The organism is Acinetobacter sp. Marseille-Q1623 (assembly GCF_902809895.1).
In the GTDB taxonomy this organism is placed as follows: domain Bacteria; phylum Pseudomonadota; class Gammaproteobacteria; order Pseudomonadales; family Moraxellaceae; genus Acinetobacter; species Acinetobacter piscicola_A.
Window position 1 is genome coordinate 992,584 of sequence record NZ_CADDWG010000001.1, and the last position, 26,305, is coordinate 1,018,888.

26 protein-coding genes and 1 CRISPR repeat array (1 of these 27 cut by a window edge) are annotated in these 26,305 nt (G+C 37.0%); of the genes, 11 read left to right on the top strand and 15 right to left on the bottom strand.

Annotated features, from left to right (window positions below; translation table 11 throughout):
* Positions 1 to 13 precede the first annotated feature (13 nt).
* From HUV91_RS04660 to HUV91_RS04690, 7 genes are all read right to left on the bottom strand, one after another.
* A complete protein-coding gene (locus HUV91_RS04660; RefSeq protein ID WP_130075182.1) occupies positions 14 to 865 on the bottom strand; it encodes an AAA family ATPase in 852 nt (283 codons plus the stop codon).
* A gap of 20 nt (positions 866 to 885) precedes the next feature.
* Positions 886 to 1,302, bottom strand: a complete 417-nt coding sequence (locus tag HUV91_RS04665; RefSeq protein ID WP_228721835.1) for a hypothetical protein — start codon at positions 1,300 to 1,302, stop codon at positions 886 to 888.
* Positions 1,295 to 1,600 carry a YcgL domain-containing protein gene (locus HUV91_RS04670; protein ID WP_174492688.1) on the bottom strand — a complete coding sequence of 102 codons (306 nt, stop codon included), beginning with the start codon at positions 1,598 to 1,600 and terminating at the stop codon, positions 1,295 to 1,297. Before HUV91_RS04670 ends, HUV91_RS04665 begins: the two co-directional genes overlap by 8 nt.
* Positions 1,601 to 1,744: 144 nt before the next feature.
* Complete coding sequence (locus tag HUV91_RS04675; protein ID WP_130075184.1) at positions 1,745 to 2,887, bottom strand: ribonuclease D; 1,143 nt, start codon at positions 2,885 to 2,887, stop codon at positions 1,745 to 1,747.
* A 411-nt stretch (positions 2,888 to 3,298) separates the two neighbouring features.
* Positions 3,299 to 3,895: a recombination mediator RecR gene (recR, locus tag HUV91_RS04680; protein WP_130075185.1), complete on the bottom strand. Its 597-nt coding sequence runs from the start codon at positions 3,893 to 3,895 to the stop codon at positions 3,299 to 3,301.
* 11 nt (positions 3,896 to 3,906) lie between these two features.
* Positions 3,907 to 4,236 carry a YbaB/EbfC family nucleoid-associated protein gene (locus tag HUV91_RS04685; protein WP_130075186.1) on the bottom strand — a complete coding sequence of 110 codons (330 nt, stop codon included), beginning with the start codon at positions 4,234 to 4,236 and terminating at the stop codon, positions 3,907 to 3,909.
* A gap of 91 nt (positions 4,237 to 4,327) precedes the next feature.
* On the bottom strand, positions 4,328 to 5,515 hold the full coding sequence (locus HUV91_RS04690) for an O-succinylhomoserine sulfhydrylase (RefSeq protein WP_174492689.1): 1,188 nt from the start codon (positions 5,513 to 5,515) through the stop codon (positions 4,328 to 4,330).
* Positions 5,516 to 5,653: 138 nt separating this feature from the next.
* Between HUV91_RS04690 and HUV91_RS04695 the strand changes: the two genes are divergently transcribed.
* From HUV91_RS04695 to HUV91_RS04715, 5 genes are all read left to right on the top strand, one after another.
* Entirely contained in the window at positions 5,654 to 6,751 is a 1,098-nt protein-coding gene (locus HUV91_RS04695) for an alpha/beta fold hydrolase (protein ID WP_174492690.1), read from the top strand.
* A gap of 3 nt (positions 6,752 to 6,754) precedes the next feature.
* On the top strand, positions 6,755 to 7,627 hold the full coding sequence (locus tag HUV91_RS04700; protein ID WP_130075189.1) for an NAD(P)-dependent oxidoreductase: 873 nt from the start codon (positions 6,755 to 6,757) through the stop codon (positions 7,625 to 7,627).
* Positions 7,628 to 7,951: 324 nt separating this feature from the next.
* On the top strand, positions 7,952 to 8,182 hold the full coding sequence (locus HUV91_RS04705; protein ID WP_228257113.1) for a YARHG domain-containing protein: 231 nt from the start codon (positions 7,952 to 7,954) through the stop codon (positions 8,180 to 8,182).
* 51 nt (positions 8,183 to 8,233) lie between these two features.
* Positions 8,234 to 8,647, top strand: a complete 414-nt coding sequence (locus HUV91_RS04710) for an HIT family protein (RefSeq protein ID WP_130075191.1) — start codon at positions 8,234 to 8,236, stop codon at positions 8,645 to 8,647.
* A 277-nt stretch (positions 8,648 to 8,924) separates the two neighbouring features.
* Positions 8,925 to 10,004: a porin gene (locus HUV91_RS04715; RefSeq protein ID WP_174492691.1), complete on the top strand. Its 1,080-nt coding sequence runs from the start codon at positions 8,925 to 8,927 to the stop codon at positions 10,002 to 10,004.
* A 187-nt stretch (positions 10,005 to 10,191) separates the two neighbouring features.
* Here the strand turns inward: HUV91_RS04715 and HUV91_RS04720 are convergent, their stop codons facing one another.
* From HUV91_RS04720 to HUV91_RS04730, 3 genes are all read right to left on the bottom strand, one after another.
* Positions 10,192 to 10,551, bottom strand: coding sequence for a 5-carboxymethyl-2-hydroxymuconate Delta-isomerase (locus HUV91_RS04720; RefSeq protein WP_218946259.1), 360 nt, complete (start codon positions 10,549 to 10,551; stop codon positions 10,192 to 10,194).
* 97 nt (positions 10,552 to 10,648) lie between these two features.
* Positions 10,649 to 12,364 (bottom strand): AAA family ATPase, encoded by a 1,716-nt coding sequence (locus tag HUV91_RS04725; RefSeq protein ID WP_174492692.1) that lies wholly within the window; start codon positions 12,362 to 12,364, stop codon positions 10,649 to 10,651.
* 61 nt (positions 12,365 to 12,425) lie between these two features.
* Positions 12,426 to 14,456, bottom strand: a complete 2,031-nt coding sequence (locus tag HUV91_RS04730; protein ID WP_174492693.1) for a hypothetical protein — start codon at positions 14,454 to 14,456, stop codon at positions 12,426 to 12,428.
* 278 nt (positions 14,457 to 14,734) lie between these two features.
* On the opposite strand from HUV91_RS04730, the gene mdh reads away from it, so the two are divergent.
* Together mdh and HUV91_RS04740 are read left to right on the top strand one after the other, a co-directional pair.
* Positions 14,735 to 15,907: an iron-dependent methanol dehydrogenase gene (mdh, locus tag HUV91_RS04735; protein ID WP_130075196.1), complete on the top strand. Its 1,173-nt coding sequence runs from the start codon at positions 14,735 to 14,737 to the stop codon at positions 15,905 to 15,907.
* Positions 15,908 to 16,098: 191 nt separating this feature from the next.
* Entirely contained in the window at positions 16,099 to 17,064 is a 966-nt protein-coding gene (locus HUV91_RS04740) for an alpha/beta hydrolase (protein WP_174492694.1), read from the top strand.
* 97 nt (positions 17,065 to 17,161) lie between these two features.
* On the opposite strand, the gene HUV91_RS04745 is transcribed toward HUV91_RS04740, so the two are convergent.
* Positions 17,162 to 18,343, bottom strand: coding sequence for a transcriptional regulator (locus tag HUV91_RS04745; protein WP_416377006.1), 1,182 nt, complete (start codon positions 18,341 to 18,343; stop codon positions 17,162 to 17,164).
* Between the two features lie 325 nt (positions 18,344 to 18,668).
* Between HUV91_RS04745 and HUV91_RS04750 the strand changes: the two genes are divergently transcribed.
* The gene (locus HUV91_RS04750; RefSeq protein WP_174492696.1) at positions 18,669 to 20,180 is read left to right on the top strand and encodes an aldehyde dehydrogenase family protein; all 1,512 of its coding nucleotides are present in this window, start codon (positions 18,669 to 18,671) and stop codon (positions 20,178 to 20,180) included.
* An 87-nt stretch (positions 20,181 to 20,267) separates the two neighbouring features.
* Here HUV91_RS04750 and HUV91_RS04755 read toward each other — a convergent pair whose 3' ends face one another.
* A complete protein-coding gene (locus HUV91_RS04755) occupies positions 20,268 to 20,867 on the bottom strand; it encodes a 2-hydroxychromene-2-carboxylate isomerase (RefSeq protein WP_174492697.1) in 600 nt (199 codons plus the stop codon).
* Between the two features lie 73 nt (positions 20,868 to 20,940).
* Complete coding sequence (locus HUV91_RS04760) at positions 20,941 to 21,684, bottom strand: SDR family oxidoreductase (protein WP_174492698.1); 744 nt, start codon at positions 21,682 to 21,684, stop codon at positions 20,941 to 20,943.
* A gap of 103 nt (positions 21,685 to 21,787) precedes the next feature.
* On the opposite strand from HUV91_RS04760, the gene HUV91_RS04765 reads away from it, so the two are divergent.
* Complete coding sequence (locus tag HUV91_RS04765; RefSeq protein WP_174492699.1) at positions 21,788 to 22,366, top strand: TetR/AcrR family transcriptional regulator; 579 nt, start codon at positions 21,788 to 21,790, stop codon at positions 22,364 to 22,366.
* 155 nt (positions 22,367 to 22,521) lie between these two features.
* Entirely contained in the window at positions 22,522 to 23,232 is a 711-nt protein-coding gene (locus HUV91_RS04770; RefSeq protein WP_130075203.1) for a glutamine amidotransferase, read from the top strand.
* A gap of 65 nt (positions 23,233 to 23,297) precedes the next feature.
* On the opposite strand, the gene HUV91_RS04775 is transcribed toward HUV91_RS04770, so the two are convergent.
* Positions 23,298 to 23,723, bottom strand: coding sequence for a DUF4822 domain-containing protein (locus tag HUV91_RS04775; protein ID WP_174492700.1), 426 nt, complete (start codon positions 23,721 to 23,723; stop codon positions 23,298 to 23,300).
* A 225-nt stretch (positions 23,724 to 23,948) separates the two neighbouring features.
* Complete coding sequence (locus tag HUV91_RS16580) at positions 23,949 to 24,086, bottom strand: hypothetical protein (protein ID WP_228721836.1); 138 nt, start codon at positions 24,084 to 24,086, stop codon at positions 23,949 to 23,951.
* Positions 24,087 to 24,365: 279 nt separating this feature from the next.
* Here HUV91_RS16580 and HUV91_RS04785 point away from each other — a divergent pair, with 279 nt between their 5' ends.
* Positions 24,366 to 25,340, top strand: a complete 975-nt coding sequence (locus HUV91_RS04785; protein WP_174492701.1) for a right-handed parallel beta-helix repeat-containing protein — start codon at positions 24,366 to 24,368, stop codon at positions 25,338 to 25,340.
* 140 nt (positions 25,341 to 25,480) lie between these two features.
* Positions 25,481 to 26,305: a CRISPR direct-repeat array (repeat unit 28 nt; unit sequence TTTCTAAGCTGCCTACATGGCAGTGAAC) (it continues 44 nt past the right edge of the window).

Below are 26,305 nucleotides of genomic sequence, written 5' to 3' on the forward strand. Positions count from 1 at the left end.
GGCGATCCCCCTATTAACGACGCGACATAAAGGCTAAACGTTCAAGCAATTGCACATCTTGTTCGTTTTTAATCAGCGCACCATATAAAGGTGGAATGGCTTTCGATTTATCATGATTACGCAATACATCTTCTGGCATATCATCTGCCATGAGTAAACTTAACCAATCAATCAACTCAGACGTTGAAGGTGGTTTTTTCAAACCAGGCACTTGACGTAATTTAAAGAAAACTTGTAAAGCTTCAGTCACCAAAGTCGATGAAATTTTCGGGAAATGCACTGCAATAATTTCACGCATGGTTGCTTCATCAGGGAATTCAATATAATGGAAGAAACAACGACGCAAGAATGCATCTGGAAGTTCTTTTTCATTATTTGAAGTGATGATCACGATTGGACGTTGAGTTGCTGTAATCGTTTCCCCTGTTTCATAAACAAAGAACGACATTTTGTCGAGTTCATGCAACAAGTCATTTGGAAATTCGATATCTGCTTTATCAATTTCATCAATCAATAAAACACAACGTTCTTCACTGGTAAATGCTTCCCACAACTTACCGGGTTTAATATAGTTTTTGATGTCATAAACACGGTCATCCCCGAGTTGACTATCACGCAGACGTGATACAGCATCATATTCATATAAACCTTGCTGCGCTTTGGTAGTCGATTTAATATGCCAAGTAATGAGTTTAAGACCTAAACTCTCAGCCACTTGTTCAGCCAATAAGGTTTTCCCTGTACCTGGCTCACCTTTCACCAAAAGCGGCTTTTGCAACGCACGTGCTGCTTTGACTGCAAGTTTCAAACTATCAGTCGCAATATATTGCGCTGTCCCTGTAAATTGTTGTGCTTCCACAGACATAATAAACCTTTATTTTTTATTTAAAGTGGTGATGTGTTCTTCGTTGACGTTGTTTTTTGCATTAAATTTTTATTTGCTTGGTATTTCGACCAAAAAAAGCCGAGCACTAAGCCGATACCGATGACAAAAACAATCAGTGCAACATTTGACCAAATTAATGGAGAATCTTTGGTCAGTATCCCAAAAAGCAATCCAAAAAATGCAGGTGCAATTGCAGAATTAGGTCCTTCTGAAATGGTAGGCGTTGCAATAACAGCAAATACAATAATCCATGTAATCCCACCCAGGGGTGAAGGTAGACGTTTTGCAATCGAATACCAACACCTTAAAATAATCAGTGTCCCAAGAATATAGACGGTGATCGCAATATTGTCTTCTGGTATAGAATCAAATAGGTTGAGGAAGTTTGCCCATATTCCTGATAACTGCTCAAGCACCGCGTAATCCCTCTGGTTCAACCGCATTTGGGTTAATTAAACCTTCTGGCGGCATTTGAATAAAGAAACCTTTTGTTTGTAATGAATCTAACACATGTAAAACATTCACACGCGCTAACTTACGAGATTCACTTAATTCCAAATGCATCACATGCGTTGCACGACCAAATGCAACACGCAAAGGTTCAGCTAAAATGTCAAGTGGATCAGCATTTTCAGCTTCATTTGGATGATTTGGGCGAGCCACATAAAGATACATTTCATCTTTTTTGCTCGACTTATAAATATCACAATGCATTTTATTCAACAGCGTAACTAAAACTCAAACACAGCATACATGAAAAAAACAACCGATACATTAGTGTTTGTTAACGCATCAGTCGTTATTTTATGCTGTTTGTAAATTCTTTAACCAATTTATTTTAACTCAATCCACATATGCTTATGGGAAAACTTCCATTTGCATAGAAAGATACTGTTTGTCATTCATCAAGATTTTAAGCAATGGTTGTGTTAATGCCTCATAGCGCCAACCCAATAAATAACGGGGCAAATCCTGCTCATCACGTTGAAAAACCACGTGCTGATACAATGCATTCATCCATTTTTTACGCATCAGGACTTCTTTCGGAATTTGCTTTTCCGTAGAGACATTTAAAATTAAATTCTCCACAGTCTGTGCAACCTCCTGTGAGGAATGTTTGATTGGACGTGCTATACGTAATGGCCATTCATCCATATCGGGTAAAAATTTTAATAAATCTAAAATCGTTTTTCCATGTTCACGCACAATATGTGGACGAATATCTTTGCTTTGAGACAACTGGAAATTGTTTTTCGGATTTTTTTCTACCAAATCATGCATGGTCGAATTTTTTAAAATAAAGCTTCTTGGCTGATTTAAAGCTTTCGCCAATTCCTCACGCCACAAACTTAATTGTTGTAATTGCATCAATTGTTTACGTGAATGACGATAGTTACCAATGTCTGTATATAATTTATCTTTTGGTGTTTCTTGTGCAATTTCATAAGTGAGATTTTTACAATCTTCAACCACGCAATTATAGATATTTTTACGGTTCAATTGCTGCTTTAAATCATCTGCTAATTGCATAATATATAATACATCATTTGCAGCATAATCCATTTGCTTGCCCGTTAAAGGACGTGCTAGCCAGTCTGAACGCGTTTGATCTTTATCAATTTCAATATCCAAAACTGTTTTCAATGCAGACTGATAACTGACTTGCAAACCATGTCCTAAAAATGACATGGCCACTTGTGTATCAAAGACATTTTCTAAACAGTTTTTTTGCGAATAATGATAAATCAGATCAATATCTTCACTGCATGCATGAAATACATTCTGCTCTGCCTGATAAATAGATGCCCAAAAACCTGATAAATCTAAAGTTGTTCCATCAAGTAAAAATACTTGATCACAGACATTAATTTGGAACACGCCAAGTTTTGGCCATAATGTATCGACTTTGATAAATTCAGTGTCGAGACCATAAATAGAGCTCTGACGCATTAATTGGATCACATGGTCGAGTTCGTTTTGCTGATGAATAAATTGAAACATGTCTGTTTTGCGTCAAGATGTTACATTTAAATAAAATGTTGATTTTACCTTAATATATAAAATATAAATATAATATTTTCAAAGTAATTTACAACAAAAGCTATATTTTTCAGCAATATCAATACACCAAATGTATTTGAAAAATAGTTTTTAACACTTAATTCCTATATAAATCCATTTATATCTGAATATCACTTGAAAACAATCATTATCATGATTGAATTGCATCGTGGCATAAATTTACATTTTCTGAGTAGCTATTCTGCATCGTAATTGTAAATATTTATATTTAAAGCATAACCTGATGAAAAATGGATTAATTATTCGCTTGACCTATACATATTTGCACAAGATTCAAACCAAACAAAATAAACCCTAAATCAAGTTTAAAAAAATAAGCACATGATGTGCTTATTTCATTTGCATCCGATTATGGACAGCTTGACTCAGTGTATGACTGTCGACATATTCAAGCTCACCACCTTGAGGTACACCCTGTGCAATACGGGTCATTTGTATCCCTAAATGCTTGGTTGCTTCTACCAAATAGTGTGCTGTTGCTTGTCCTTCAACAGTTGCATTGGTCGCTAGAATCACTTCTTGGATTGGGTTATTTGCCAATCTTTGTACCAAATAAGGAATGCCTATTTCTTCAGGTCCAATCCCATCTAAAGGTGATAAATGCCCACCTAAAACGTGATATTTCCCTTTAAAACTGCCACTTTGCTCTATTGCCATAACATCCGCAGGTGACTCAACCACACAAAGGATTTGATCGTTGCGTTCTGTAGACTGACAAATATCACAAATTTCATGTTCAGTTAAAGAATGACAAATACTACACTCATGAATATAAGACGTCGCTTCATTTAAAGCAGATGCCAAAGCCACAGCACCTTCTTTATTTTTCATAATCAAATGCAATGCCATACGCTGTGCCGACTTTGGTCCAACACTGGGCAATATTCTTAATGCTTGTACCAATTGATCAAAACGGTTACTAAACACCTAAGCAATCCTTAGAACATGCCTGCAAGACCTGGTGGTAAACCCATGCCTGCATTTGCTTCTTTCATTTTTGCTTCAGATACGACTTCCGCTTGACGTGCAGCATCATTCATTGCTGCAGCGATCAAATCTTCAATCATGTCAGCATCGTCTTGTAAAAGTTCAGGACTAATTTCAATACGTTTTACCACATTGCGACAAGTCATTGTCACTTTGACTAAACCACCACCAGCTTCGGCATGAACCTCAGTTTGAGCAAGTTCTTCTTTTGCCTTTTTGACATTGTTTTCCATATCTTTTTGCATGCGTTGAGCTTGCTGCATGAGCATATTAATGTTCATAAAATTCTCCGAACATAAAGTGGTTTAAATTTTCATGACTCAAGTCTCCACCGAACATGTAGACTTGAGTATTTTTTCATTCAAGTAGATTCTAAATTAAATCTAAGCCACGAGAAAGGTCACCGATAATATCATCAATGTTTTCCAAACCTACAGATACACGGATTAAACCTTCTACAATGCCTGCGGCTTGTTTCGCTTCATCTGACATTCTACCATGTGAGGTGGTTGCTGGATGGGTAATGGTCGATTTTACATCGCCCAAGTTACTGGTGATCGACAAGAAACGAGTGTGATCAATCACAGTCCAAGCCCCCTGACGCTCGCCCTTCACCACAAATGAGACTACACCACCAAAGCCTGATTGTTGTTTTTTAGCCAAGTTATGACCTGCATGGTTAGGTAAACCTGCGTAATACACTTTTTCAACTTTTGGATGTGCATCGAGCCATTCTGCAAGTTTTTGTGCACTTTCGCAATGTGCTTTCATACGTAGACTGAGGGTTTCTAAACCTTTTAAGAAAATCCACGCATTAAATGGACTCATTGAGTTACCTAATGTACGAATTACGCCATTAATTTCTTCAACAAGTTTGTCTTTACCAACAACTGCACCACCTAGCGCACGACCTTGCCCATCAATATATTTTGTTGATGAATAGACGATCAAATCTGCACCAAATTTAATAGGTTGTTGTAATACAGGTGTACAGAACGTATTGTCCACGGCAAATAAAGCACCATGTTCATGAGCAATATCCGCAATCGCTTGCATATCACCCACTTGTGCCAATGGGTTAGATGGCGTTTCGATAAAAATTAACCGTGTATTTGGACGAACAGCTTGTTTCCAACCTTCTAAATCTTCTAAGTCTACAAATGTCACGTCTACAGCAAATTTAACAACGTATTTTTCAAATAAAGAAATAATTGAGCCAAACACAGCACGTGAACAAATCACATGATCGCCTGCCTTAAGATACGCCATACAGACTGCATGTACCGCAGCCATACCTGAACTTGTTGCCACTGCACGTTCCGCACCATCTAAAACGGCTAGACGTTTTTCAAATGCTTGTACCGTTGGATTGGTATAACGAGAATAGGTGTTTCCTTCAATTTGTCCAGAAAATTTAGCCGCAGCATCAGCCGCATTTTCACATACAAAAGACGATGTCAGGAAAATTGGCTCGCTATGCTCACCTTCAAAACTACGTGTATGTCCTGTACGAATTGCTAATGTATCCAGTTGGTATTCTATCTCGTCTTGTTGGCTCATGTTAAATTCAGTGATCCACTGCCTTTGTAAAGTATTGCTAATATTTTGAGCGTCTAGTGTATTTAAGGTCAAGGTATAATGTGAAATTATCGCTTAGACTTCAATCAAACTTTTATGATTTCTGGACTAAACCGCCTTATGGAACAATTAACGAGTAATTCTCAAGTCCGTTCGAGCAAAATTAAAAATTTATCTAGACGCATTTTCAAAGGTAAATCACTAGTTTTATCGCAAACCACGCCTTATGAAATCATTGGTCACCACAAGCAGGCTAAAATTCGCTTTTATGCCGCAACTGAACGCAAATACTTAGAACCCTTAGTATTTGTTGCACCACTTGCAATCAACATGTCTATTTATGACCTTTATCCTTATCGTTCTTTAATTAAATACTTTACCGAACAAGGTTTTGATGTCTATTTATTAGATTGGGGTAAACTTAACTATAAACATCGCAATCTCAATTTTTTAAATTTTATCGATGAAGCAATTCCGTATTGTATTGACCAAATTCGCACGCATTCTAAAAGTGAACAAATTTCTTTGCATGGTTGGAGTATGGCAGGGATTTTTGTCTTGTTATATACGGCGTTAAGACAGCCCAATTATGTCAAAAATCTGATTGTTTTAGGCAGTCCGATTGACAGTTACTCCTCAGGTGGCATTGGTAAACTTTATAAAAAAATCAATATACTTTTATCTAAAAATCATAAAATTCAACAATCGATTTATCATGGCATCATTCCTAAAAGGATCTTACACACACCAGGTATTTTAAACGCCATTGGTTTTAAAATTTTAGATCCCAAAGGTTGGTACGAAGGTCATAAACAACTGTTACTCAACCTAGACGATGAAAAATTACTATACGAGCATGCAACTTTGGGCAATTTTTTAAACCATATGATTGATTATCCAGGGGGGGTTAATCAAGACATGTTGTTTAATATTTGGCTGCAAAATCCGTTAAAAACAGGTGCAATCCGTTTAAAGCAACACACCATTGAGCTAAAGAACATTGATTGTTCACTTTTAATTGGTGCTGGAAAAAATGACCAAATGGTCACTGCAGCCTCTGTTAAGCCTTTGAGCGAATTGACAAACAGCAATGATGTCACGTTTACTCTAATTCCGGGTGGGCATTTAGGCTTAATGTCGAGTCAAAAAAGTGCGGAAGAATTTTGGCCGATGCTTGCCCAATGGTTAGATAAACGTTCAACACAATATAAGGACTAAACAATGATCCAATCAGTTGCATTTATTGGCTTAGGTGCAATGGGCTATCGTATGGCAGCACATTTACCAAAACATTTTAATGAGGTCTATGTTTGGAATAGAAATCATGACAAAGCTAAGCAACATGCAGCTGAATATGGCACACAAGCGGTTGATTTACGCCAAGCGAGTCAAGCCGATGTCATTTTTTCTTGCTTACCGACCAGTCAGGAAGTAGATGCTATTTTGGCGCAAGTACAACTCAAAAAAGGCTGCATTTGGGTAGACTGTACCAGTGGTGTACCTGAAGCAGCCAAAGCACAAGCTTTACACTTGGCTGCACAAGGTGTTCATTTCCTAGATGCGCCTGTGAGTGGGCAAACCATTGGTGCAGAAAATGCAACTTTAACTTTTATGGTCGGTGGCGACTCAGATGCTTTTCAACAGGCACGACCTGCCATGCAAGCTATGGGGCAATTGATCAAACACGTGGGTGGATCAGGTGCAGGCTTTGCCGTTAAAGCTATTAACAACATGATGATGGCTGTTCATCTCTGTGCTGCAGCAGAAGGGTTTACCACCCTTAAAGCACATGGGGTAAATTTAAATGAAGCATTAGCCTGTATTAATGCCTCGAGTGGTAAAAGTGGTGTTACTGAAACAGCTTTACCTCAACGGATTTTAAACCGTGAGTTTCCACTGACGTTTGCCCTACCACTTTTAGCTAAAGATACTGGTATTGCAATCGATTTAGTGCGAGAAGCAAAACTTTCAGCCCCTGTGATTGGCTTAACCCAAAGTTTGATCCAAGCTGCAAATGCTTTAGCTGAACCGAATAGTGACTTTTCAACTGCGATTAAACTCTATGAATCATGGAGTAACATCACTTTAGAATAATTAAGCGATTAATTAAAGATTCAACACAAATAATTTTAAAGAGCATGCGCGCACTAACGCATGCTTTTTCATATTGAAAATTCCATGACTAAAATCGTGAGATGAACATCAATAATGCTTTACTGAGTCAAAATGACTCGTCTTTAAGCCCTGATATTAAATATATGAATGAAATATGAATTAAAATTACACATGAATAATTTTTCGCCATTGAAAAACAAAGATTGTCCCCTATAATCTAAATGATACAAGTGACAATCCAATATGTCCAATTGAGGTAAACTCATGAAAAAGTTGTTCGTTACAGCCTTTACATTTACTAGTATGTTGATCGGTTCTTATACTTTTGCAGCAGATAACGCACAAGAGTGTAAAAAATTGCAAGATGACTATAATGTCATTTATGCATCAAAAGGTTTCTGCTTCAAAGATCCTGAAGCAAAAGCAAAATTTGGCAATGAAAATTGTTTTACTTCAAAACCTAAGTTTTCTGACAAAGAACAACAAAAGTTAGATCAAATTGCTGCGCGTCAAAAAGAATTAAACTGTAAATAACGCTATGATAGACACATTCACAGTTTAAACCGCATAAGCAAGGAATTTAAAATGGCTTACGATGATCAAAATATTTTTGCACGAATTTTACGTGGTGAACTTCCTGCTATCAAAGTCTACGAAGACGAACAAGTGCTGGCATTTATGGATATTATGCCACAAGCCGATGGTCATACTTTAGTCATTCCTAAAACCCCAGCCGTGACATTACTTGATCTACCACCTGATGCGGCAGCATACACTATTCAAGTGGTACAAAAAGTTGCCAATGCCATGAAAAAGGCATTAGACCTCAAAGGAATTGTACTCATGCAGCTTTCAGGAGAGGCCGCTGGTCAGACCGTGCCACATGTGCACTTCCACCTCATTCCAAGCTCAGTACATGAACTTGGCAAGCATGCAGCACAAATGGGCGATCAAGAAAAAATCAAAGCCTTTGCAGAAAAAATCAAAGCTGCGCTTTAAAAAATTTAAAAATAAAGACTAAATCGCAACACCTCAATGAGGCTTTTAAAGCCTCATTTTTTTTTTATTGTGACCAAAATAACTTCCATTCATTCAGCTCTTTTTCATTCTGTTCTTAGCATCGTCATCAAAATGTCATCTCCTCTTCACCCATTTGTAACAAAGTTTGCAGATACTGCACCCAAGTTAGTAAGTATCGTAAAGATTTGTTTCTTACTTACTGAGTATAAAAAAGTGACAGGGCCATGCCCGACAGAACTGATTTGGAGAAATCTCAATGAAAAAAGTGCTACTCGCTGCCGCAGTTGCATCATTCGGCTTAAGCGCAGCGCAAGCAGCGCCAACATTGTACGGTAAGCTCAATGTTTCGTTAAACCAAGTTCAAAATTATGATTTTGCTGATAATGATGAAACCCAATTAAATTCAAATGCTTCACGTATCGGGGTTAAAGGCGAAGAAGCATTAACAGATCGTATTGCAGCAGTATACCAAGCAGAATGGGCTGTCTCTACAGATGGTTCAGGTTCGGATACAGATTGGAGCGCACGTAACCGTTTTTTAGGTCTTAAATTTAAAGACATCGGTACAGTAAAAGCAGGTAACTACGATTCTTATTTCAAAACTGCTGCGGGCAAGTACCAAGATATCTTTAATGATGACACAAACTTAGACATTACCAAAACCATGCATGGTGAAGAGCGTCTTAAAAATGTAGTAGGCTTTGAAACGGATAAAAATTTAATCGTTCCAGGCTTACAGTTCAATCTAATGGCACAAGTTGGCGAACACAATTCTACTGAATACACAACAAAAGAAAATGATAGTTTCAGTGGCATTTCTACTTCGATTTCTTACGAAAATAAAGAGATCGGTTTAGCTGCTGCAATTGCAGGTAACTTTGCTGTACCAGGTGATTATGCTGCACTTAGCTTAAAAGATGTTGAATCTGATGCTTACCGTGTAACAGGATCATTAGACCTCGGTGCTTTAGGTGCAAAAGGTCTAGTGTTTGGCGCTTTATGGCAACACGCTGAACTCTCTGATTCACCTTCTGCTGCTGCATTGACTGCTGCTAAACTTAAACCTGAAGCTGCATCTGCTGAAGAAAAAGCGTGGGCAATTACTGCTGGTTATACAATTCCTGAAACACCTGTCACATTGAAAGCACAGTATCAATCTGCTGAAACCACAGCAGATGGCATGACTGACCGCACCATTGATCAATATGGTGTTGGCGTAGACTATAACTTCAACAAACAAACTCGTTTTTATGGTGTTTTAGCACAGCAAAAACACGACTGGAAAGCCGAAGACAAGAAAACTGTAGTTGGTGTGGGAATGGAATATAATTTCTAATATCGCCACAACAGCAACAGATAAAAGGAATATGAGCAATCATATTCCTTTTTTATATGTTCATTTTAAATTCGATCGCTTTGTCTATTCTTTAGATCATTTTTCGTATTTGATCGAGTGACGATCATTAACGATCATTGGATCAAAAGAGATTTAAAAATTAAATCTCTTTAACATGATATTACTTCTATTTTAACACACTGATTTTTCCATACACTTCTTTTGGCATTTCAGCGATTTCCACACATAATTGAATTTCTAAGCCTGATGCTTGATATTGGTCAAAATCTTTTAAACATGCCAATAATTGTGCAGACATCCGTTGACGTTGTTCTAAGGTACGCCCTGTCAGAATGCCTAAACGCACATGAATATACGCTTGATGATTGTCACCAAAACCAATTAAAAAATCTTGATTGGCACGAATACGTGTCTTGATATTAAAAGGATGATCAATTAAACCTGTATCAAACAAAGCATGGTTTAAATTTAACATCAAATCTTGCTGATTCAGCGCTTTAATATTGTCTGAATATTCAACGACCATTTGTGGCACGATACACTTCCTTTTTTGACATATTGCCAAATCAACGCAAATAACTTAAATCTAAAACGCAATATTTTGTTCAATATTACACCGCACATTATTCAATAAATAATAAGGCTAAACGTACTTGGTCATAGCCCATTTTTGGATTCGTCAATTCAACAATTGGACGCAATTTGATTGCACCTTCTTCACTAAAATGGCTTGGATCTTGACGTTTTTGCAATTTTTTATAGATTTTACGGACTTGCTCAAGCACATTTGCATCGGGGCTTGCCACTGAAATATCCAAGCCTTGTTCGCGGTGTAATTTTGCTAAATGGTTAATGATGGTTGCAGGCGTCAAACCACGCTCATTAGCAATATCCTGAATTTCATAACCATTTTCAAATAACTCACGAGTTTCGTCCAATGTTGCTGTCGCGTAATTGGTTTTACCGGCATTTTTCGCTAACTTTTTCTCATTGCGTTGAATTTCAGATGCATTCAATGTCCCCCCACAATGTCGAATAAATGCATTGTGTTGAACAGTTAAATCTTCCTCAGCAAAGTGCTGTTCTGCCTCAGTTGAAAGCTCTTGGAAACGGCGATCCGCTTTAATGGCTAAACTGTCTAATTCTAAAGCTTGTTCATTAAAACCCAGTAAACGCAGACCTTCGATGGATTTCAAACGTGATAATGCGACATAACCTTGCCCTTTTTCAAACGTATGAGACAAGTTAATTTCAGCAGCTTCTAAGGTCATGCCTTGCGATTTATGAATGGTAATTGCCCATGCCAAACGCAGTGGAACCTGTTGCAAACTCGCAATGGTTTTGCCTGCATCGTTGTCTACAGACCAAGTTTCAGGTTCAACCAATAACGTTGTACCATCTGTAAGTTTTACCTTAGGCAACAATCCCAGTTCATCATCTTCTTCAAAACCGACCACTTCCCCTAAGCTGCCATTGATATAACCCATGTCAAAGTTGTTTTTCACAAACATGACTTTGGCATGTTTTTTCAGGGTTAATTCATCAGGTGCACGAACTGAAGACTTCAGTGTTTCAATCAGTTTTTCATTACCATCCGCCACTGCAACAAATTGGTATTCTTTGCCTGAAATTTCATTTAAATGTTTATAATTAATATTATCCACATCCATATTGTGGGTATATAGACGTGTATAAGTGTCACCAATATTTTGATTGCGTGTGTTATGTAAAGCTTGCAAGTGTTGTGGTTGAATGTTTTGCGCGCGAATGGCATTAAGAACATCATTTAATGCCGAATCATCTTGACGATGTTGCTCAGTCAAATAGCAAACACGAAATTTTGCTTCCACCCAAGCATTTGACATAAAACAAAACTTATCACGGTTTTTTTCATCATTTTTTCCTACAGGGGGCAATTGGAAAAAATCCCCCGCTGCGATGACTTGAATACCACCAAAAGCTTCATCTGATTCTTTAAAGTATTTTAAGACTTGATTAACCAAATTCAGTTGTTTGGCATGTAACATTGAAATTTCATCAATAATCAAGACTTGGGCATTTTCCAAATGCTCTTTTAAATATTTACGTTCTTTCATACGTTTCAGATCTTCATCTGAAAGTACATCTTTAATACCGATGCCTGCCCATGTATGAATAGTCATCCCATTCATATGCGTTGCAGCAATCCCTGTAGATGCTGTAATCGCCACAGGCACTTTACGCGCTTTTAGATAGTTTATATATTGATTTAAGGTATACGTTTTTCCTGCACCTGCGGAACCTGTCAAAAAGACATTTTCACCTGTTTTCATGAGTTTCAGCGCAGTTTCTTGTTTCATAACAACCTAGACCTTATCAGACCGCTATAGCCTAACGATTTTTGACAAAAAAGTTAAGTTTTTATGCCAAAATCCGCTCATCAACCCTCCGTTTACGTAGCATCAAATTAAATTCAGCAATAAAAGCATAGACTTTATTCAGACAACTTTCATCTGCTGCACGATTGCTTGGGTATTTTAACTGATCAAAATACAATTGATCATCTTTGTACACACAGCCCAACGTCAAACATTGTGTAGGATGTTGCTCTGGATAAATGTGAAAAGCGACATATTCTTGTGCCAACATACGCTCAGTATATGAATGTGCTAAACAATGTTTATAGTCGACAGACTCTTGAATGACGCGCTCTAATTCATGTAATTCTTCAAAGCACCAACCTTCAAAATAAATGATCGGCTCAGGTGAAATCGCTTGCCAACTTTCAGTTTCAATTCTACTTTTTAGATAATTTAAAGTGCTATCAAATTCAAGTTGCTGATGCCATTCATATGCTTGCTGAAATAAACCTTGCCAAGTCAAATTCTTATTTACAAAACGCTGCTGTGCAAAATGATCCAGTAAATAGTCTGCTACATAAGAATCAAACACACTGATCGAACGCTGCTGCTGTGTAAAATGATATTTAAAATATTGTCGGAACGCGATGACTTCTGTTTTAGACTGTTTTAAAGCCTTAAAAAAATCATGTTGTTGATGCGTTTTAGGATCAATAAAATCCCATAATTCTGTCGGTAAAGTCGAAATAATATGTTGTAAAAACAACATATAGGCTTGCATTACTCGGCTGAGTTTCACATAACATTTTTTCAATAATTTGGGATCATTTTTTGAAAGAATATGCACTAATTCTAGCCATTCTTCGATATATAACATCGAAGCACTAATAGCATTTTTTTGATCTAAATGTTCCCGACTTTCATTTAAACGATATTTTTGATTTTCAGGATTTAAGAACCACTGTTGCTCAAGCGATAAATGACGGCAGTCGGACAAAAATAAACGTCCTGCAATATTTTCAAAATATTTTAAGGTCAGTAAAATGACTTGTGGATGTATATGACTACAATCTAAAAAGCTCAATGCCGTAACTGCAACACGTACATTTGGACTTTGAATCACTTGGCTGAGCCATAAATTCAACTCAAGCTTTTGTTTGAAAATCCAATTGACTGCTTTGCTTTGATAAAACACAGGTAACCGTGCGAGTTGTGAATCATCCCAATACAGACTTTTTGCATCTAAAAAGTGTTTTTTATCCAGTAAATCCTGATATTGCCAATAGCCTCGATGCATCAATTTTGCATAAGCAAGCACATGCGGTTTTTCAATGGCATGTTGTCGCAATAACTGAAAATCTTGTTGATGATCAATCAGATTCATCAAACTAAATTGTTCAGGATAAAAACATTGCACTAAACAATAAATGTCTTGAGGTAAAAATTGTTGTGCAGAAAAGGATAACTCCTCATAGCTTGAAATGAGCTCATTTACAGCAATAAATTGTTCACCTTTTATGGAGTTTACCAAACATAAATGTTTGATATTTAACTCCACTTCTAAAGGGACTTGTATCCCATGTTCGGCAAATGCGGTTAAATGTGGCTGATCATAATAATGTTGCTGTATCAATAACTGATCAATCAATACTGCATCTGGTACTGAAATATTGTAAATAAATTGTTCTATACGATTTTCAGCATCGACCCATTGAAAAGCTTGCTCCATCAAGATTTGACGCAACACTTGCACATTGGTTTTTACTGTTGTCGGATGCTGTGCTAAACGATTGCCTGTAAAAAATATCATGTCTTGTAAAATAAATTTTGAAATTTTTTCTACAGCAAGTGCATCTTGTACATGTAACTGCAACATTTCACTTTCTTGATTAAAATCAATTATCAACAAACCATTTGCTATAGAGATCCGCTTATTTTTCTCATCAATTTGCAGCATATTCTGTGCATGAATATGTTGTAAATAACGCCATTGTTCTTGAAAAATAGAGAACAATGCAGGCGCAATTTTTAATAATTGTTGTGCTGTCCACTGATGTGGAGGTATATGCTGTTGATCATCAAATGGCAACATATGGATCTGTTTCTCAACTCAAGTATTCCCCTATACAAACCCATTATAAGCCTTCTATTTTAAAGATTTGTTCTATTTTCAATTTTATTTTTTATGAAAAACTTTTCATTATTTCATCTAAACACTTCGTAAATTAAAACTAAATCATTAATTCTATTTATTTTTATTTGGTAGGTGTTTCGTAGGTATAAAAACACCTGTGCTTAGACAATACTCATTCTTAAGGTGATCATCACCTGTTGGATGATTAATAACAAAATGGTAGAAGGAATCGCACCATGGCTTTTAAAAATATTGCAGATCAAACAAACGGCTTTTATATTCCTTGTGTTTCATTATTTGGACCCGGCTGTGCCAAAGAAGTCGGTATAAAAGCACAAAATTTAGGTGCTAAAAAAGCACTTATCGTGACCGATGCCGGTTTATTTAAATTTGGCGTTGCCGACATTATTGTTAATTACTTAAAAGATGCTGGCGTAGACAGCCATGTTTTCCCAGGCGCAGAACCCAATCCTACAGATGTTAACGTTCACAATGGTGTGAATGAATATAATGAAAACGGCTGTGACTTTATTGTTTCTTTAGGTGGCGGCTCATCGCATGACTGCGCGAAAGGGATTGGCTTAGTCACAGCAGGTGGTGGACATATACGTGATTATGAAGGGATTGACCAAAGTAAAGTACCTATGACGCCGTTAGTGGCCATTAATACAACCGCAGGTACAGCATCTGAAATGACCCGTTTCTGTATTATTACCAATACAGATACCCATGTTAAAATGGCAATTGTCGACTGGCGTTGTACACCACTCGTTGCTATTGATGATCCTAAACTGATGATTGCAAAACCTGCGGCTTTGACTGCTGCAACAGGGATGGATGCATTAACACACGCCGTTGAAGCCTATGTATCTACAGCAGCAAATCCAATTACAGACGCATGTGCTGAAAAAGCCATTACCATGATCAGTGAATGGTTACGTCCTGCGGTTGCAAACGGTGAAAATATTGAAGCACGTGATGCTATGGCGTATGCACAATATCTCGCAGGCATGGCCTTTAATAACGCCTCTCTTGGCTATGTGCATGCCATGGCGCATCAATTGGGCGGTTTCTACAACCTTCCACATGGCGTTTGTAATGCAATCTTACTGCCTCATGTCTGTGAATTTAACTTAATTGCTTGCCCAGATCGCTACGCAAAAATTGCACAACTAATGGGTATCAATACGCATGGTTTAACACAAACTGAAGCCGCGAATGCTGCAATTACGGCAATTCGTGAATTATCAGCATCAATTGGTATTCCGTCTGGTTTAGCAGAACTTGGGGTCAAAGCCGAAGATCATGCCGTGATGACAGCAAATGCACAAAAAGACGCATGTATGTTGACCAACCCACGTAAAGCAACAGATGCACAGGTTATTGGTATTTTTGAGGCGGCAATGTAACACTCTCCCTTTTTGCTTTATTTTGGCTAGCCTTGGGAATATCTTGATAGATATTCCCTTTTTTTATTGCGATGAATATTCAATAAAAACAGTAAACTCAAAAATCAATCATATTCAACTTGTAAAAACTTCACCATTCAACCAAAACGTTTTATGATCATTCATAGCTCACAAATTGGATGTCAGTAAAAATGTTGAACTCACAAACTTTAAATTATATGCCTGACATTCTCGGTACAGGCTTTGAACAAGTCACTTTAGATTTTCCTGATGATGATCAAGGCAAAGTGGTTGCGACGCTGATTCGTAAGAAAGCTGCTCAACAAACCAACAAAGCTGTTTTATATATTCATGGTTTTATTGACTATTTTTTTCAAAAGGAAATGGCTGAGCAGTTTAATCAACATGGCTATGATTTTTACGCGCTTGATCTTAGAAAGTATGGGCGCTCATATCGTCCGCATCAGAAATATTATTATGTAAAAAACTTAAATGAATACGATGCCGAAATCCATCAAGCCCTCGATATTATTGCATCGGAACAGCATGAAAGTGTAGTCTTGGCAGGACATTCCACAGGTGGGCTGATTGCCACGCTTTTTGCTGCACACCACTTAGACCATCCAACGATTAAAGCTTTATGGTGTAACAGCCCATTTTATGACTTTAATATGAATATTTTAAAGAAAAAATTAGCACTGCCTCGTTTAAGTAAGCTAGGACAAAAATTCCCAAATTTGAAATTCCCAAGTGAATTAAATAAAAATTATGTCCCAAGTTTACACAAAGACTTGTCTGGAGAATGGGACTTCAACCTGACATGGAAACCGACAAAATATCCAAAAGTGTATTTAAGTTTTGTACATGCCATTTTTGAAGCACAAAAAGAAATTCATGCAGGTGCAGAAATCGATATTCCAACACTTGTGATGCATTCGCACCAAACCAAAAATCCTAAACGTATGAATCGAGCTGCTAAAACCAGTGACATTATTTTAGACGTGAAAGACATTGAAAAATACGCAAATAAATTACAAGGTGATGTCACTGTCATTACAATTAAGAATGGATTACATGATTTAGTGCTGTCAGCATCACCGGTACGCATTCAAGTCTATGAAAGCTTATTTCAATGGCTAAAACAAAAAATAGGATGAGATTCAAGCTTGAGTGTGACTAAATCAGTGTTGCAAGAAGCTGTGTAAAACAGCTTCTTCATTTTGTATTAGTTTAAATAATCTAAAATAATCATGGTTAATGTTCTTCTCTATATTTTAATAACATCTGATGTGCTGGATGCCCCAATGGCGTAAGTTCAATTAAACGTTCTACTGCATCAATCGCTTCAGGAAAATGTGCCAAATGTTTTAATAAAACATCAGCCTCGTTGGCTTTAAAAATGGCTTCACTCAAACGTGACTCTAAACAATCACGCCACGCACATAAAAAAGGACTTTCGGTTTTTGCTAAAAAAACGCCTCGACATAACTTTAATGCTGACTCAGTATAGCCTGCATCTAAAGCACGCTCGACTTGTAAAAAATCTGCCTCAACTTGCGCCAACAAACGATAAGGACGTGAACCCAACATTCCCCCTAAAATTTCACGTAGCTGTGACATCTCTGCTTTTAAAGTCCCCATACTGACTTTACGTTCGCCATACAGCGATTGATGCAAACCTTCTAAGTTTAATCCTTGTGGGCACAGTGCCAAAATCGTTAAGATTTCAATCTGACGAGGTGTTAAGACCACAATTTTACCGTTAAACAACACTTGAGGAATGGTAAAAGCACGGATAAATAAATGTTGCTGCTGATAATTTAATAGTGCAGATTGCAAAATAGAGGCACAACGTTCAGCTGCCAACAAACCCAAACTATTATGATTACTCCATGTTGTAGAAAGGTCGATAACACCCAAAACATTTTTCGAATAGGGGTCGATCACGGGCGCTGCATAACAAACCCAATCATGGATAGAGCTCATATAATGTTCATTGGAAAATACGCAACTCGACTGTTGTGTTTTTAACGATAAAGCCAAAGCATTGGTGCCAACCAAATCTTCACGCCACTGCCCACCTTCTACAAAATGAACTTTTTCGGCAGCATTGCGCATCTTACCACTGGCTGCTGACCATACAATGGTGCTACCAATATCCCCCACTGCAATCACCATAGACGATTGTTCAGCAATATGTTTCAATTCTTCACTACACGCTGCAAGTGCAACATCTAAACTACTTTTATTTGTTCCATTTTTCTGTTTTTGAATTTGTAACGGCGCAGCTTCTCGATCAACAGGAATTGCTGCCTGTTTAGAACGCTGCCAAGAACTCGCAATACTTTGCCCTAATTGATCAGCTTGATACAAAGATAAACTACTACTTTGTCTAAATTTTTCAATTTGTTGACGCTTTTGCATTAAACTTTGCATATTCAACACCCTTTTACATCCATGTGATGATTAACGTATAACGTGCCATTTTACTTTTGTTGAACCTTCACTCCATTGTTCGCAAAATACTCAGTCATGGTCAAGACATTTAATACCAAAGCGTAAATCAATTTAACACCGATCTCATTTTTAAATGTCCTGATTAAAAATAAAATACGACCAAAATTTAAAGCATAAGCCAAATATCATTTTTTTAATGCCAACCTTTTTCCAACCTTATATTTCTTAATCTCAAATCAACCAAAAGAACGGATGAAAAAAATCGTCATCCATGCAACGTTAAAATAAGTAAAGGGAAATTCTTATGCGCTATGCAAATCCAAATACTGAAGGTTCAAAAATTCACTTTAAAGCTCAATATGAAAACTTTATTGGCGGCAAATGGGTTGCACCAGTAAAAGGTGAATATTTTGAAAATATTTCACCTGTCGATGGTCAAGCTTTTACCAAAGTCCCGCGTTCTTCTGCTGAAGATATTGAACTCGCACTTGATGCTGCACATGCAGCCAAAGCACAATGGAACAGCAGCTCACCAACGACACGTTCAAATATTCTATTAAAAATTGCAGATCGTTTAGAAGAAAATTTAGAACTTCTTGCTGTTGCTGAAACTTGGGAAAATGGCAAACCGATTCGTGAAACACTGGCAGCAGATATTCCACTGTGTATTGACCATTTCCGTTATTTTGCGGGTTGCCTACGCGCACAAGAAGGCGGTATTTCTGAAATTGACGAAGATACGATTGCTTATCACTTCCATGAGCCTTTAGGTGTTGTTGGGCAAATTATTCCATGGAACTTCCCTATTTTAATGGCAGCATGGAAACTTGCACCTGCTTTAGCTGCGGGAAATTGTATTGTACTCAAGCCTGCTGAACAAACTCCTGCAAGTATCTTAGTTTTAGCTGAACTGATTCAGGATATCTTACCTGCTGGTGTCTTAAACATTGTTAATGGTTATGGTGTTGAAGTTGGTCGACCACTTGCAACTAATCCTCGTATTGCAAAAATTGCATTTACAGGTTCAACAGCAGTGGGGCAAATGATCATGCAATATGCCACTGAGAATATCATTCCAGTGACACTTGAACTGGGTGGTAAATCACCAAATATCTTCTTTGAAGATGTCATGGATAAAGAAGATGATTATCTTGATAAAGCTTTAGAAGGTTTTGCCATGTTTGCCTTGAACCAAGGTGAAGTCTGTACGTGCCCTTCACGTGCATTAATTCAAGAAAGCATCGCAGATCAATTCTTAGAAATGGCAGTTGAACGTGTTAAACGCATTAAAACTGGTCATCCTTTAGATACCGATACCATGATTGGTGCGCAAGCATCGCAAGAGCAACAAGACAAGATCTTGGGTTGCATTGCAACAGGTCGTGCTGAAGGCGCGAAAATCCTCACAGGTGGTGGCGATCGTCAAGAAGTGGGTCAAGGTTTCTATATTGAACCGACCATTTTTAAAGGCGACAACAGCATGAAAATTTTCCAAGAAGAAATTTTTGGACCCGTTTTGTCTGTAACCACATTTAAAGATTATGACGATGCAATTCGTATCGCCAATGACACGATGTATGGTTTAGGTGCGGGTGTTTGGTCTCGTTCAGCACATACGTCTTATCGTGCAGGTCGTGCGATTCAAGCTGGTCGCGTTTGGACAAACTGCTATCACATCTACCCTGCACATGCAGCATTTGGCGGTTATAAGAAGTCTGGTATTGGGCGTGAAAACCATAAAATGATGCTTGATCATTATCAACAAACCAAGAACTTACTTGTAAGCTATTCAACCAAAGCAATGGGCTTCTTCTAAGTTAAACATATAAATTTTAAGTAGTTAAAGCGAACTTCTGTTCGCTTTAATTGTTTTTAGCTGTTATGAAATCAAAACAAATAACGATTATGACTCAACAGGTGCTAAATGACTTTCCACAAAGTGCAAATGATCAACCCCCCAAAACATTTCATCATTCACAAACCATGTCGGTGCACCAAATACACCACGATTCACAGCTTCTTCGGTTAAAAACTTAAGTTCATTTTTAACTTTTTCGTCATTTAGCCACGCTTCGACTTGTTCAGCGTCTAAACCAGCATCTTGAGCAACTTGTAGCAATCCACTCCACTCATTTAAATTACGTGGCTCACCAAACATTGCTTTAAAAACAGCTTCTAAAACAGTCAAAAACTGTTCTGGTGCAAAAAGTTGCGTTGCTGTAATTAAACGCATGGCATTTAAGGTGTTAATGGGAAAATTTGGATTCATTTTGACAGGGATATTCCAAAGTTTTGACCAACGTTTTAAATCTAACATTGAATAGCGTGCTTTGGCGGGTACAGCCATTGGGCTATTATTACCTGTCGCTTTAAAAACAGCACCTAACAAAATAGGCTTCCAAATGATTTTCGCTTGATATTGATCAGCAATTTTTTGAATTTGGTGAAAGCCCACATAACTATATGGACTCCCAACATCAAAATAAAATTCAATCATTTTCATTCTTTGCTCATCCTTCAACGATTAACTTACTTTTTATTAGTCACTATATAAATAATAGGATATTGTATTCAACTTACCACTGTTCAATCCAAGGGCGTAAATCCAACTCATGCGTCCAAGCATCTCTCGGTTGCTGGGCAATATGCCAATAATTTTCAGCAATATGCTTAGGATTTAAAATACCATCTTGGTCTTTTTTGGCATACATTTCAGGAAAATTATTTTTTATGAAATCAGTATCAATCGCACCATCCACCACGACATGCGCGACATGAATATTTTGTGGTCCTAACTCTCGTGCCATACTTTGTGCCAAAGCACGTAAAGCATGTTTTGCCCCCGCAAAAGCTGCAAAATAAGCAGAACCGCGCATTCCTGCGGTCGCACCCGTAAAAATAATGGTTCCTTGTTGTCGCGTCACCATGCGTTTAGCCACTTCTCTGCCGACTAAAAATGCAGCAAAACACGCCATTTCCCAAATTTTAAAATATTTACGGGCAGTTTCTTCCAATATACTACACGGAACATTTGCCCCAATATTGAAGACCATCACATCAATTGCACCAATCTCAGTCTCTATTTTTTCAATGAGTTGAATAACCTCTTCTTCTTTGCGTGCGTCTGATCCAAAACCGTAAGCTATACCACCTTGTGCTTCAATTTCTTCAATCAATGGTTTTAGTTTATCGGCATTACGGCGTGTCATACATGCAATATAACCACCTTGAGCAAAGCGTTTGGCAATTTCACCACCTGTAGCATCGCCAGCACCGATCACCAATGCCACTTTTTTTCCCTGTGTTTTCCAACTAGACATTTATTTTCCCTTATGCATATTTTTATAAAATAACGATCGTTACTATAACGATCACTATGTTATAGTTTTTCGACAGCGTCAAGAAAAAGATTGATGGAGTTTTATGCGTTATAAAACAGGCTATAAACAAGAAAAACGTCAGGAACTTTTAGCAAAAAGTGGGCAATTGGCTAAAAAAAATGGCTTTAATGCCACAGGTGTCGACAGCTTTATGAAAGCGTCAGGTGCCACCAGTGGTGCTTTTTATTCTCATTTTTCCTCAAAAAATGAATTATTTAAAGCTTTGGTGGAAAATGAATTACAACGCAGTATTCACCTGTGGCAAAAAAATCCACATCATGAAATTGGAGCATGGGTTGATTTTGAACTTGAGCGCTATTTATCACAACACCATGTAGACCAACCTGAGCAAGGTTGTATTTTACCCGCACTTGCCGCAGAAGTTGCCCGTGCTGACACGAATATCAAACTGGTCTATCAACAAGAACTTATGCGTGGCTATCAACTTTTTGTTGAACACTTGGGCGATGAACAGCTGGCTTGGGGCTTTATGTCTCAATTGGTTGGTGCGATTTTATTGGCGCGAAGTATAATAGATCTTGAGACCAAAGAAGCCATCTTAGCATCGAGTAAGCATATGATTCATTTAGCATTAAAACAGCAAATAAATCATAAAAATTAAACACCTAGACCTATATGAGCAAATAAAGTATAACCGAATTTTGCTTTTTTATTTCGATCAATGTAACTCAAAGACTACTTTCAATCTGGGAAATTACTTTTATTTTTATAAAGTCTTTTGCTACAGTATTTCAAAATTGAATTCGATTACAGATTATGACGCACAATAATTTTCCTAATAAAACGATTTATGCCATCCAACATTTAGCTTTTGAGGATTTAGGTATTCTTGAAGATACGTTTTATGAATTGGGCTATCGTATTCGTTATTTTGAAGCGGGTGTAGATGACCTCAAGCAAGCACTCGAATTTGAAGGTCTGACCATTATTTTAGGTGGTCCAATCGGTGTGTATGAAACTGAAGACTACCCTTTTTTAAAAGATGAAATTGAATATTTAAAACAACGCTTAAGTAAAAACCTCCCTACGCTCGGCATTTGTTTAGGTGCTCAACTCATTGCACATGCTTTGGGGGCTAAGGTCTATGCTGGACCTCAAAAAGAAATTGGTTGGAGTTCATTACAGATCAATGATGTAAAAAATAACCCACTCTATGTTTTAGGTGAAACTAAAGTCCTCCATTGGCATGGTGATACATTTGACTTACCTGAGCATGCAGAATTATTAGCAAGCTCTGAAATATATCCAAATCAGGCATTTAGAGTGGGTACTAATATTTTAGCACTACAGTTTCATGTCGAAGTGGCTGCTGACAGCATGGAGAAATGGCTGATTGGGCATACGTGTGAACTACGGAAAGCAGGATTTGATATCCCACATTTACGTTTTGACAATGAACAATATGCGCCAGAACTTGAACAAAAATCCCCACAAGTATTGACAAATTTTTATAATCAGTTGACTTAATTACAGTTAAAAGAGCCCATTTTTATTAAAAAACGGGCTCTTTCATATCGCTTATAATCGAATAGTTACTTTGGTTGCAGATGCTGTGTTGGCAGATGCACAATATCTACAAAAGTCCCATCTTGTGCTTTAACACGGTAGGTAAATTCTTTTGCATTTAGAGTCACAATATCGACGACACGGGTAAATAACACTTTCCCTTCCGCATTCATCGCAGTAATGGTACGGGTTTTACCATCTTCAGATACTGACCACGTCCCTTGCATTTTTGGTGTATCATCTAAATTATACATTTTAAAAGTACCATCATTTTTAAAATACGCATAACCGACAAAGTTTTTAGCACGGGCATCTGTTAATGCAACATTCTGGGTATTCTGATCTTTTGCAGCTGTGGTTAGCCAAGCCTGAGCAGATAATCGTTGACTTGGTGTTAATTGCTCCTTGGCAGTCACCATTTGATTTGCAACACAACCATCTAATAATGGCATAAGCAAAAATATACCGCCAACGCAGTAACTTTTAACTTCATACAAACCATCCCTGAATATATTTAATGCTTATTAAATACTAAATAAAAGTATTTAAAATCTGACTCTTCCATACAATCTAAAAAATAAAACAGTCAAAAATCATTGTCTAGCATATTTTACACCGATACAAAAAAAGCACTCAAAATTGAATGCTTTAATTTACAACAAAAATAAGGCTTTATCTTATTTAGCAACTGCCGCAGGTACAGAGGCTTCAGTGGTGATGTTTACAGTGATTTTATCGCCAACATTTGGCATGTTAAATTTAACAATAAAATACAATAACTTAAAATAATTTGGCGTGATATTGGCGTAAATCAAAAGTTATCCACAGTTATAAATAGCAGAAAACCGACTTAGAGTTACTTCTAAATCGGTCTAATAGCCCAATAAATATAGCACAATTATCTACCCCTTTGACCATAGAAAATTTTGATCTTTGATCTATAAAAGTCTGAAATGAAGAAAGCATCGACAATAAATTGGGATTTATGTGCAAAAATATTTGTTATAAATAATTTTTAACAAAACTTAATATTTGATTAAAATTTTCTCCAATAGTTTTATATATAATTGGGTTTTAATTTATAGTTTGAAAAAATGTTTAAATATTCTTATATTTTTATGCTAATTAGCTCTAGTTGTGTTCATGCGAGTACTTTCATAGAAAATACAGACATCACAGATCAAATTAATGAAAAAATTAAAAATGGCGGAACACTTTCGATACCTGCTGGAAATTATAAGATTGATGCACTAAAAAGCATTCAAGTAAGAAATAATACAACTATTAACTTATCATCCAATACAGTATTAAATGTAATACCTAATGACCAAGGATCATATAGAGTTTTTAATATTAATAATATTAAAAATGTTAAAATTTCTGGTGGGACATTAATTGGTGATAAATATACTCATCTATCTAAAGATGGCGAATGGGGTATGGGCATTGAAATTAAAGATTCTCAAAACATATCAATCTCCAATGTTAAAATAAATAAAATGTGGGGTGATGCTATTTATATAGGGACCAATGGTGCAGACTCAAACTATAATATTCATTTAAATAATATAAAAATGGATGATAATCGTAGACAAGGTATTTCTATTATTTCTGTTAAAAAATTAAGAGGCTATAATCTATATGCTAATAACACTTCAGGTACCAACCCTGCAAGCGGTATAGATATCGAACCAAATAATAATAAGGCTGTGTTACAAGATATTTATCTCCGTAATATTTATACATCAGGAAATCAAGGATCAGGTCTTCATTCGTATTTTGGTTTTTATAAAGGTTCAAAAAAACCTATAGATATCACAATTCAAAACCATGTTGATAGCAATTCCAAATATGGTTTTTATATGCTTGGTTTGGATAATAATGCAATAGGTAACTTTAAAATCAATAATGCTAATTACCAAAAAAGCAAAACATCAAATTTATGTCTTTCTGATTGGAAAAATCCAAACTTTGCTCTAAGTTTTGATAAGTATAAATCAGACAATATGCTCTCCACAAATAACGATTGTAAAGTTTTTAAAAATAATAATAAAATTATAATTAACTAATTATTTAATCAATGTGGCATTCTATTGAGTGCCACATTGATTCTAAAAATTTCAAAACTTATTTATTACAATTCCCTAACTTTCTTGGCACTCACCCCATTCAATACTGCTAACTTATAACGTGATTCAGCAGGTCGACTTTTCTAAGCTGCCTATACGGCAGTGAACGGAACTCAAGTAATATCATTGGAGTAGGAAATTTTCTAAGCTGCCTACATGGCAGTGAACGCATATGGGTGTGTCGCAATTAAAACTCGCAATTTCTAAGCTGCCTACATGGCAGTGAACGTATAACAATAAGACATACAGATTCAAGGGCTTTTCTAAGCTGCCTACATGGCAGTGAACCAAAGCATACCACACAAAAAGCAACTACCTAGTTTCTAAGCTGCCTACATGGCAGTGAACCTAAACCTGTTGTGAAGCTGCCTTTCCACATTTTTCTAAGCTGCCTACATGGCAGTGAACAGAAAAAGATAATACCGCTTGTATGTTTTTGCGTTTCTAAGCTGCCTACATGGCAGTGAACATATGCCAATATATGAGCCTGAATTGTTCGGCTTTCTAAGCTGCCTACATGGCAGTGAACTTTCAATCACTATGAATGGGGTAAACTGCTCGTTTCTAAGCTGCCTACATGGCAGTGAACATTTTGATGGTGACGGAAATTGGTCTGTTTCATTTCTAAGCTGCCTACATGGCAGTGAACTTGAAGGTACAAACGGTACTGCTCCTGCCGCATTTCTAAGCTGCCTACATGGCAGTGAACTCTATGCGTTTTATCGTTTAATTGTTAGTGATTTTCTAAGCTGCCTACATGGCAGTGAACTTTTACTGCTTTTGCGATGATTGCATAAGCAATTTCTAAGCTGCCTACATGGCAGTGAACTTATAAATTTGTATTATCTGAATACTTCACTATTTCTAAGCTGCCTACATGGCAGTGAACTAGCATAATTTGCTAA

Bases quoted from the DNA above. Each gene is read 5' to 3' on its own strand.
- HUV91_RS04685 (WP_130075186.1), bottom strand. From the start codon at position 4,236: ATGAACATTAATATGCTCATGCAGCAAGCTCAACGCATGCAAAAAGAT.
- HUV91_RS04690 (WP_174492689.1), bottom strand. From the start codon at position 5,515: ATGAGCCAACAAGACGAGATAGAATACCAACTGGATACATTAGCAATT.
- HUV91_RS04740 (WP_174492694.1), top strand. From the start codon at position 16,099: ATGTTGAACTCACAAACTTTAAATTATATGCCTGACATTCTCGGTACA.
- HUV91_RS04770 (WP_130075203.1), top strand. From the start codon at position 22,522: ATGACGCACAATAATTTTCCTAATAAAACGATTTATGCCATCCAACAT.
- HUV91_RS04730 (WP_174492693.1), bottom strand. From the start codon at position 14,456: ATGTTGCCATTTGATGATCAACAGCATATACCTCCACATCAGTGGACA.
- HUV91_RS04670 (WP_174492688.1), bottom strand. From the start codon at position 1,600: ATGCATTGTGATATTTATAAGTCGAGCAAAAAAGATGAAATGTATCTT.
- HUV91_RS04660 (WP_130075182.1), bottom strand. From the start codon at position 865: ATGTCTGTGGAAGCACAACAATTTACAGGGACAGCGCAATATATTGCG.
- HUV91_RS04700 (WP_130075189.1), top strand. From the start codon at position 6,755: ATGATCCAATCAGTTGCATTTATTGGCTTAGGTGCAATGGGCTATCGT.
- HUV91_RS04760 (WP_174492698.1), bottom strand. From the start codon at position 21,684: ATGTCTAGTTGGAAAACACAGGGAAAAAAAGTGGCATTGGTGATCGGT.
- HUV91_RS04745 (WP_416377006.1), bottom strand. From the start codon at position 18,343: ATGCAAAGTTTAATGCAAAAGCGTCAACAAATTGAAAAATTTAGACAA.
- HUV91_RS04705 (WP_228257113.1), top strand. From the start codon at position 7,952: ATGTTGATCGGTTCTTATACTTTTGCAGCAGATAACGCACAAGAGTGT.
- HUV91_RS04720 (WP_218946259.1), bottom strand. From the start codon at position 10,551: ATGGTCGTTGAATATTCAGACAATATTAAAGCGCTGAATCAGCAAGAT.
- HUV91_RS04675 (WP_130075184.1), bottom strand. From the start codon at position 2,887: ATGTTTCAATTTATTCATCAGCAAAACGAACTCGACCATGTGATCCAA.
- HUV91_RS04775 (WP_174492700.1), bottom strand. From the start codon at position 23,723: ATGCCATTATTAGATGGTTGTGTTGCAAATCAAATGGTGACTGCCAAG.
- HUV91_RS04785 (WP_174492701.1), top strand. From the start codon at position 24,366: ATGTTTAAATATTCTTATATTTTTATGCTAATTAGCTCTAGTTGTGTT.
- HUV91_RS04725 (WP_174492692.1), bottom strand. From the start codon at position 12,364: ATGAAACAAGAAACTGCGCTGAAACTCATGAAAACAGGTGAAAATGTC.
- HUV91_RS04715 (WP_174492691.1), top strand. From the start codon at position 8,925: ATGAAAAAAGTGCTACTCGCTGCCGCAGTTGCATCATTCGGCTTAAGC.
- HUV91_RS04750 (WP_174492696.1), top strand. From the start codon at position 18,669: ATGCGCTATGCAAATCCAAATACTGAAGGTTCAAAAATTCACTTTAAA.
- HUV91_RS04695 (WP_174492690.1), top strand. From the start codon at position 5,654: ATGGAACAATTAACGAGTAATTCTCAAGTCCGTTCGAGCAAAATTAAA.
- HUV91_RS04710 (WP_130075191.1), top strand. From the start codon at position 8,234: ATGGCTTACGATGATCAAAATATTTTTGCACGAATTTTACGTGGTGAA.
- HUV91_RS04755 (WP_174492697.1), bottom strand. From the start codon at position 20,867: ATGAAAATGATTGAATTTTATTTTGATGTTGGGAGTCCATATAGTTAT.
- HUV91_RS04765 (WP_174492699.1), top strand. From the start codon at position 21,788: ATGCGTTATAAAACAGGCTATAAACAAGAAAAACGTCAGGAACTTTTA.
- mdh (WP_130075196.1), top strand. From the start codon at position 14,735: ATGGCTTTTAAAAATATTGCAGATCAAACAAACGGCTTTTATATTCCT.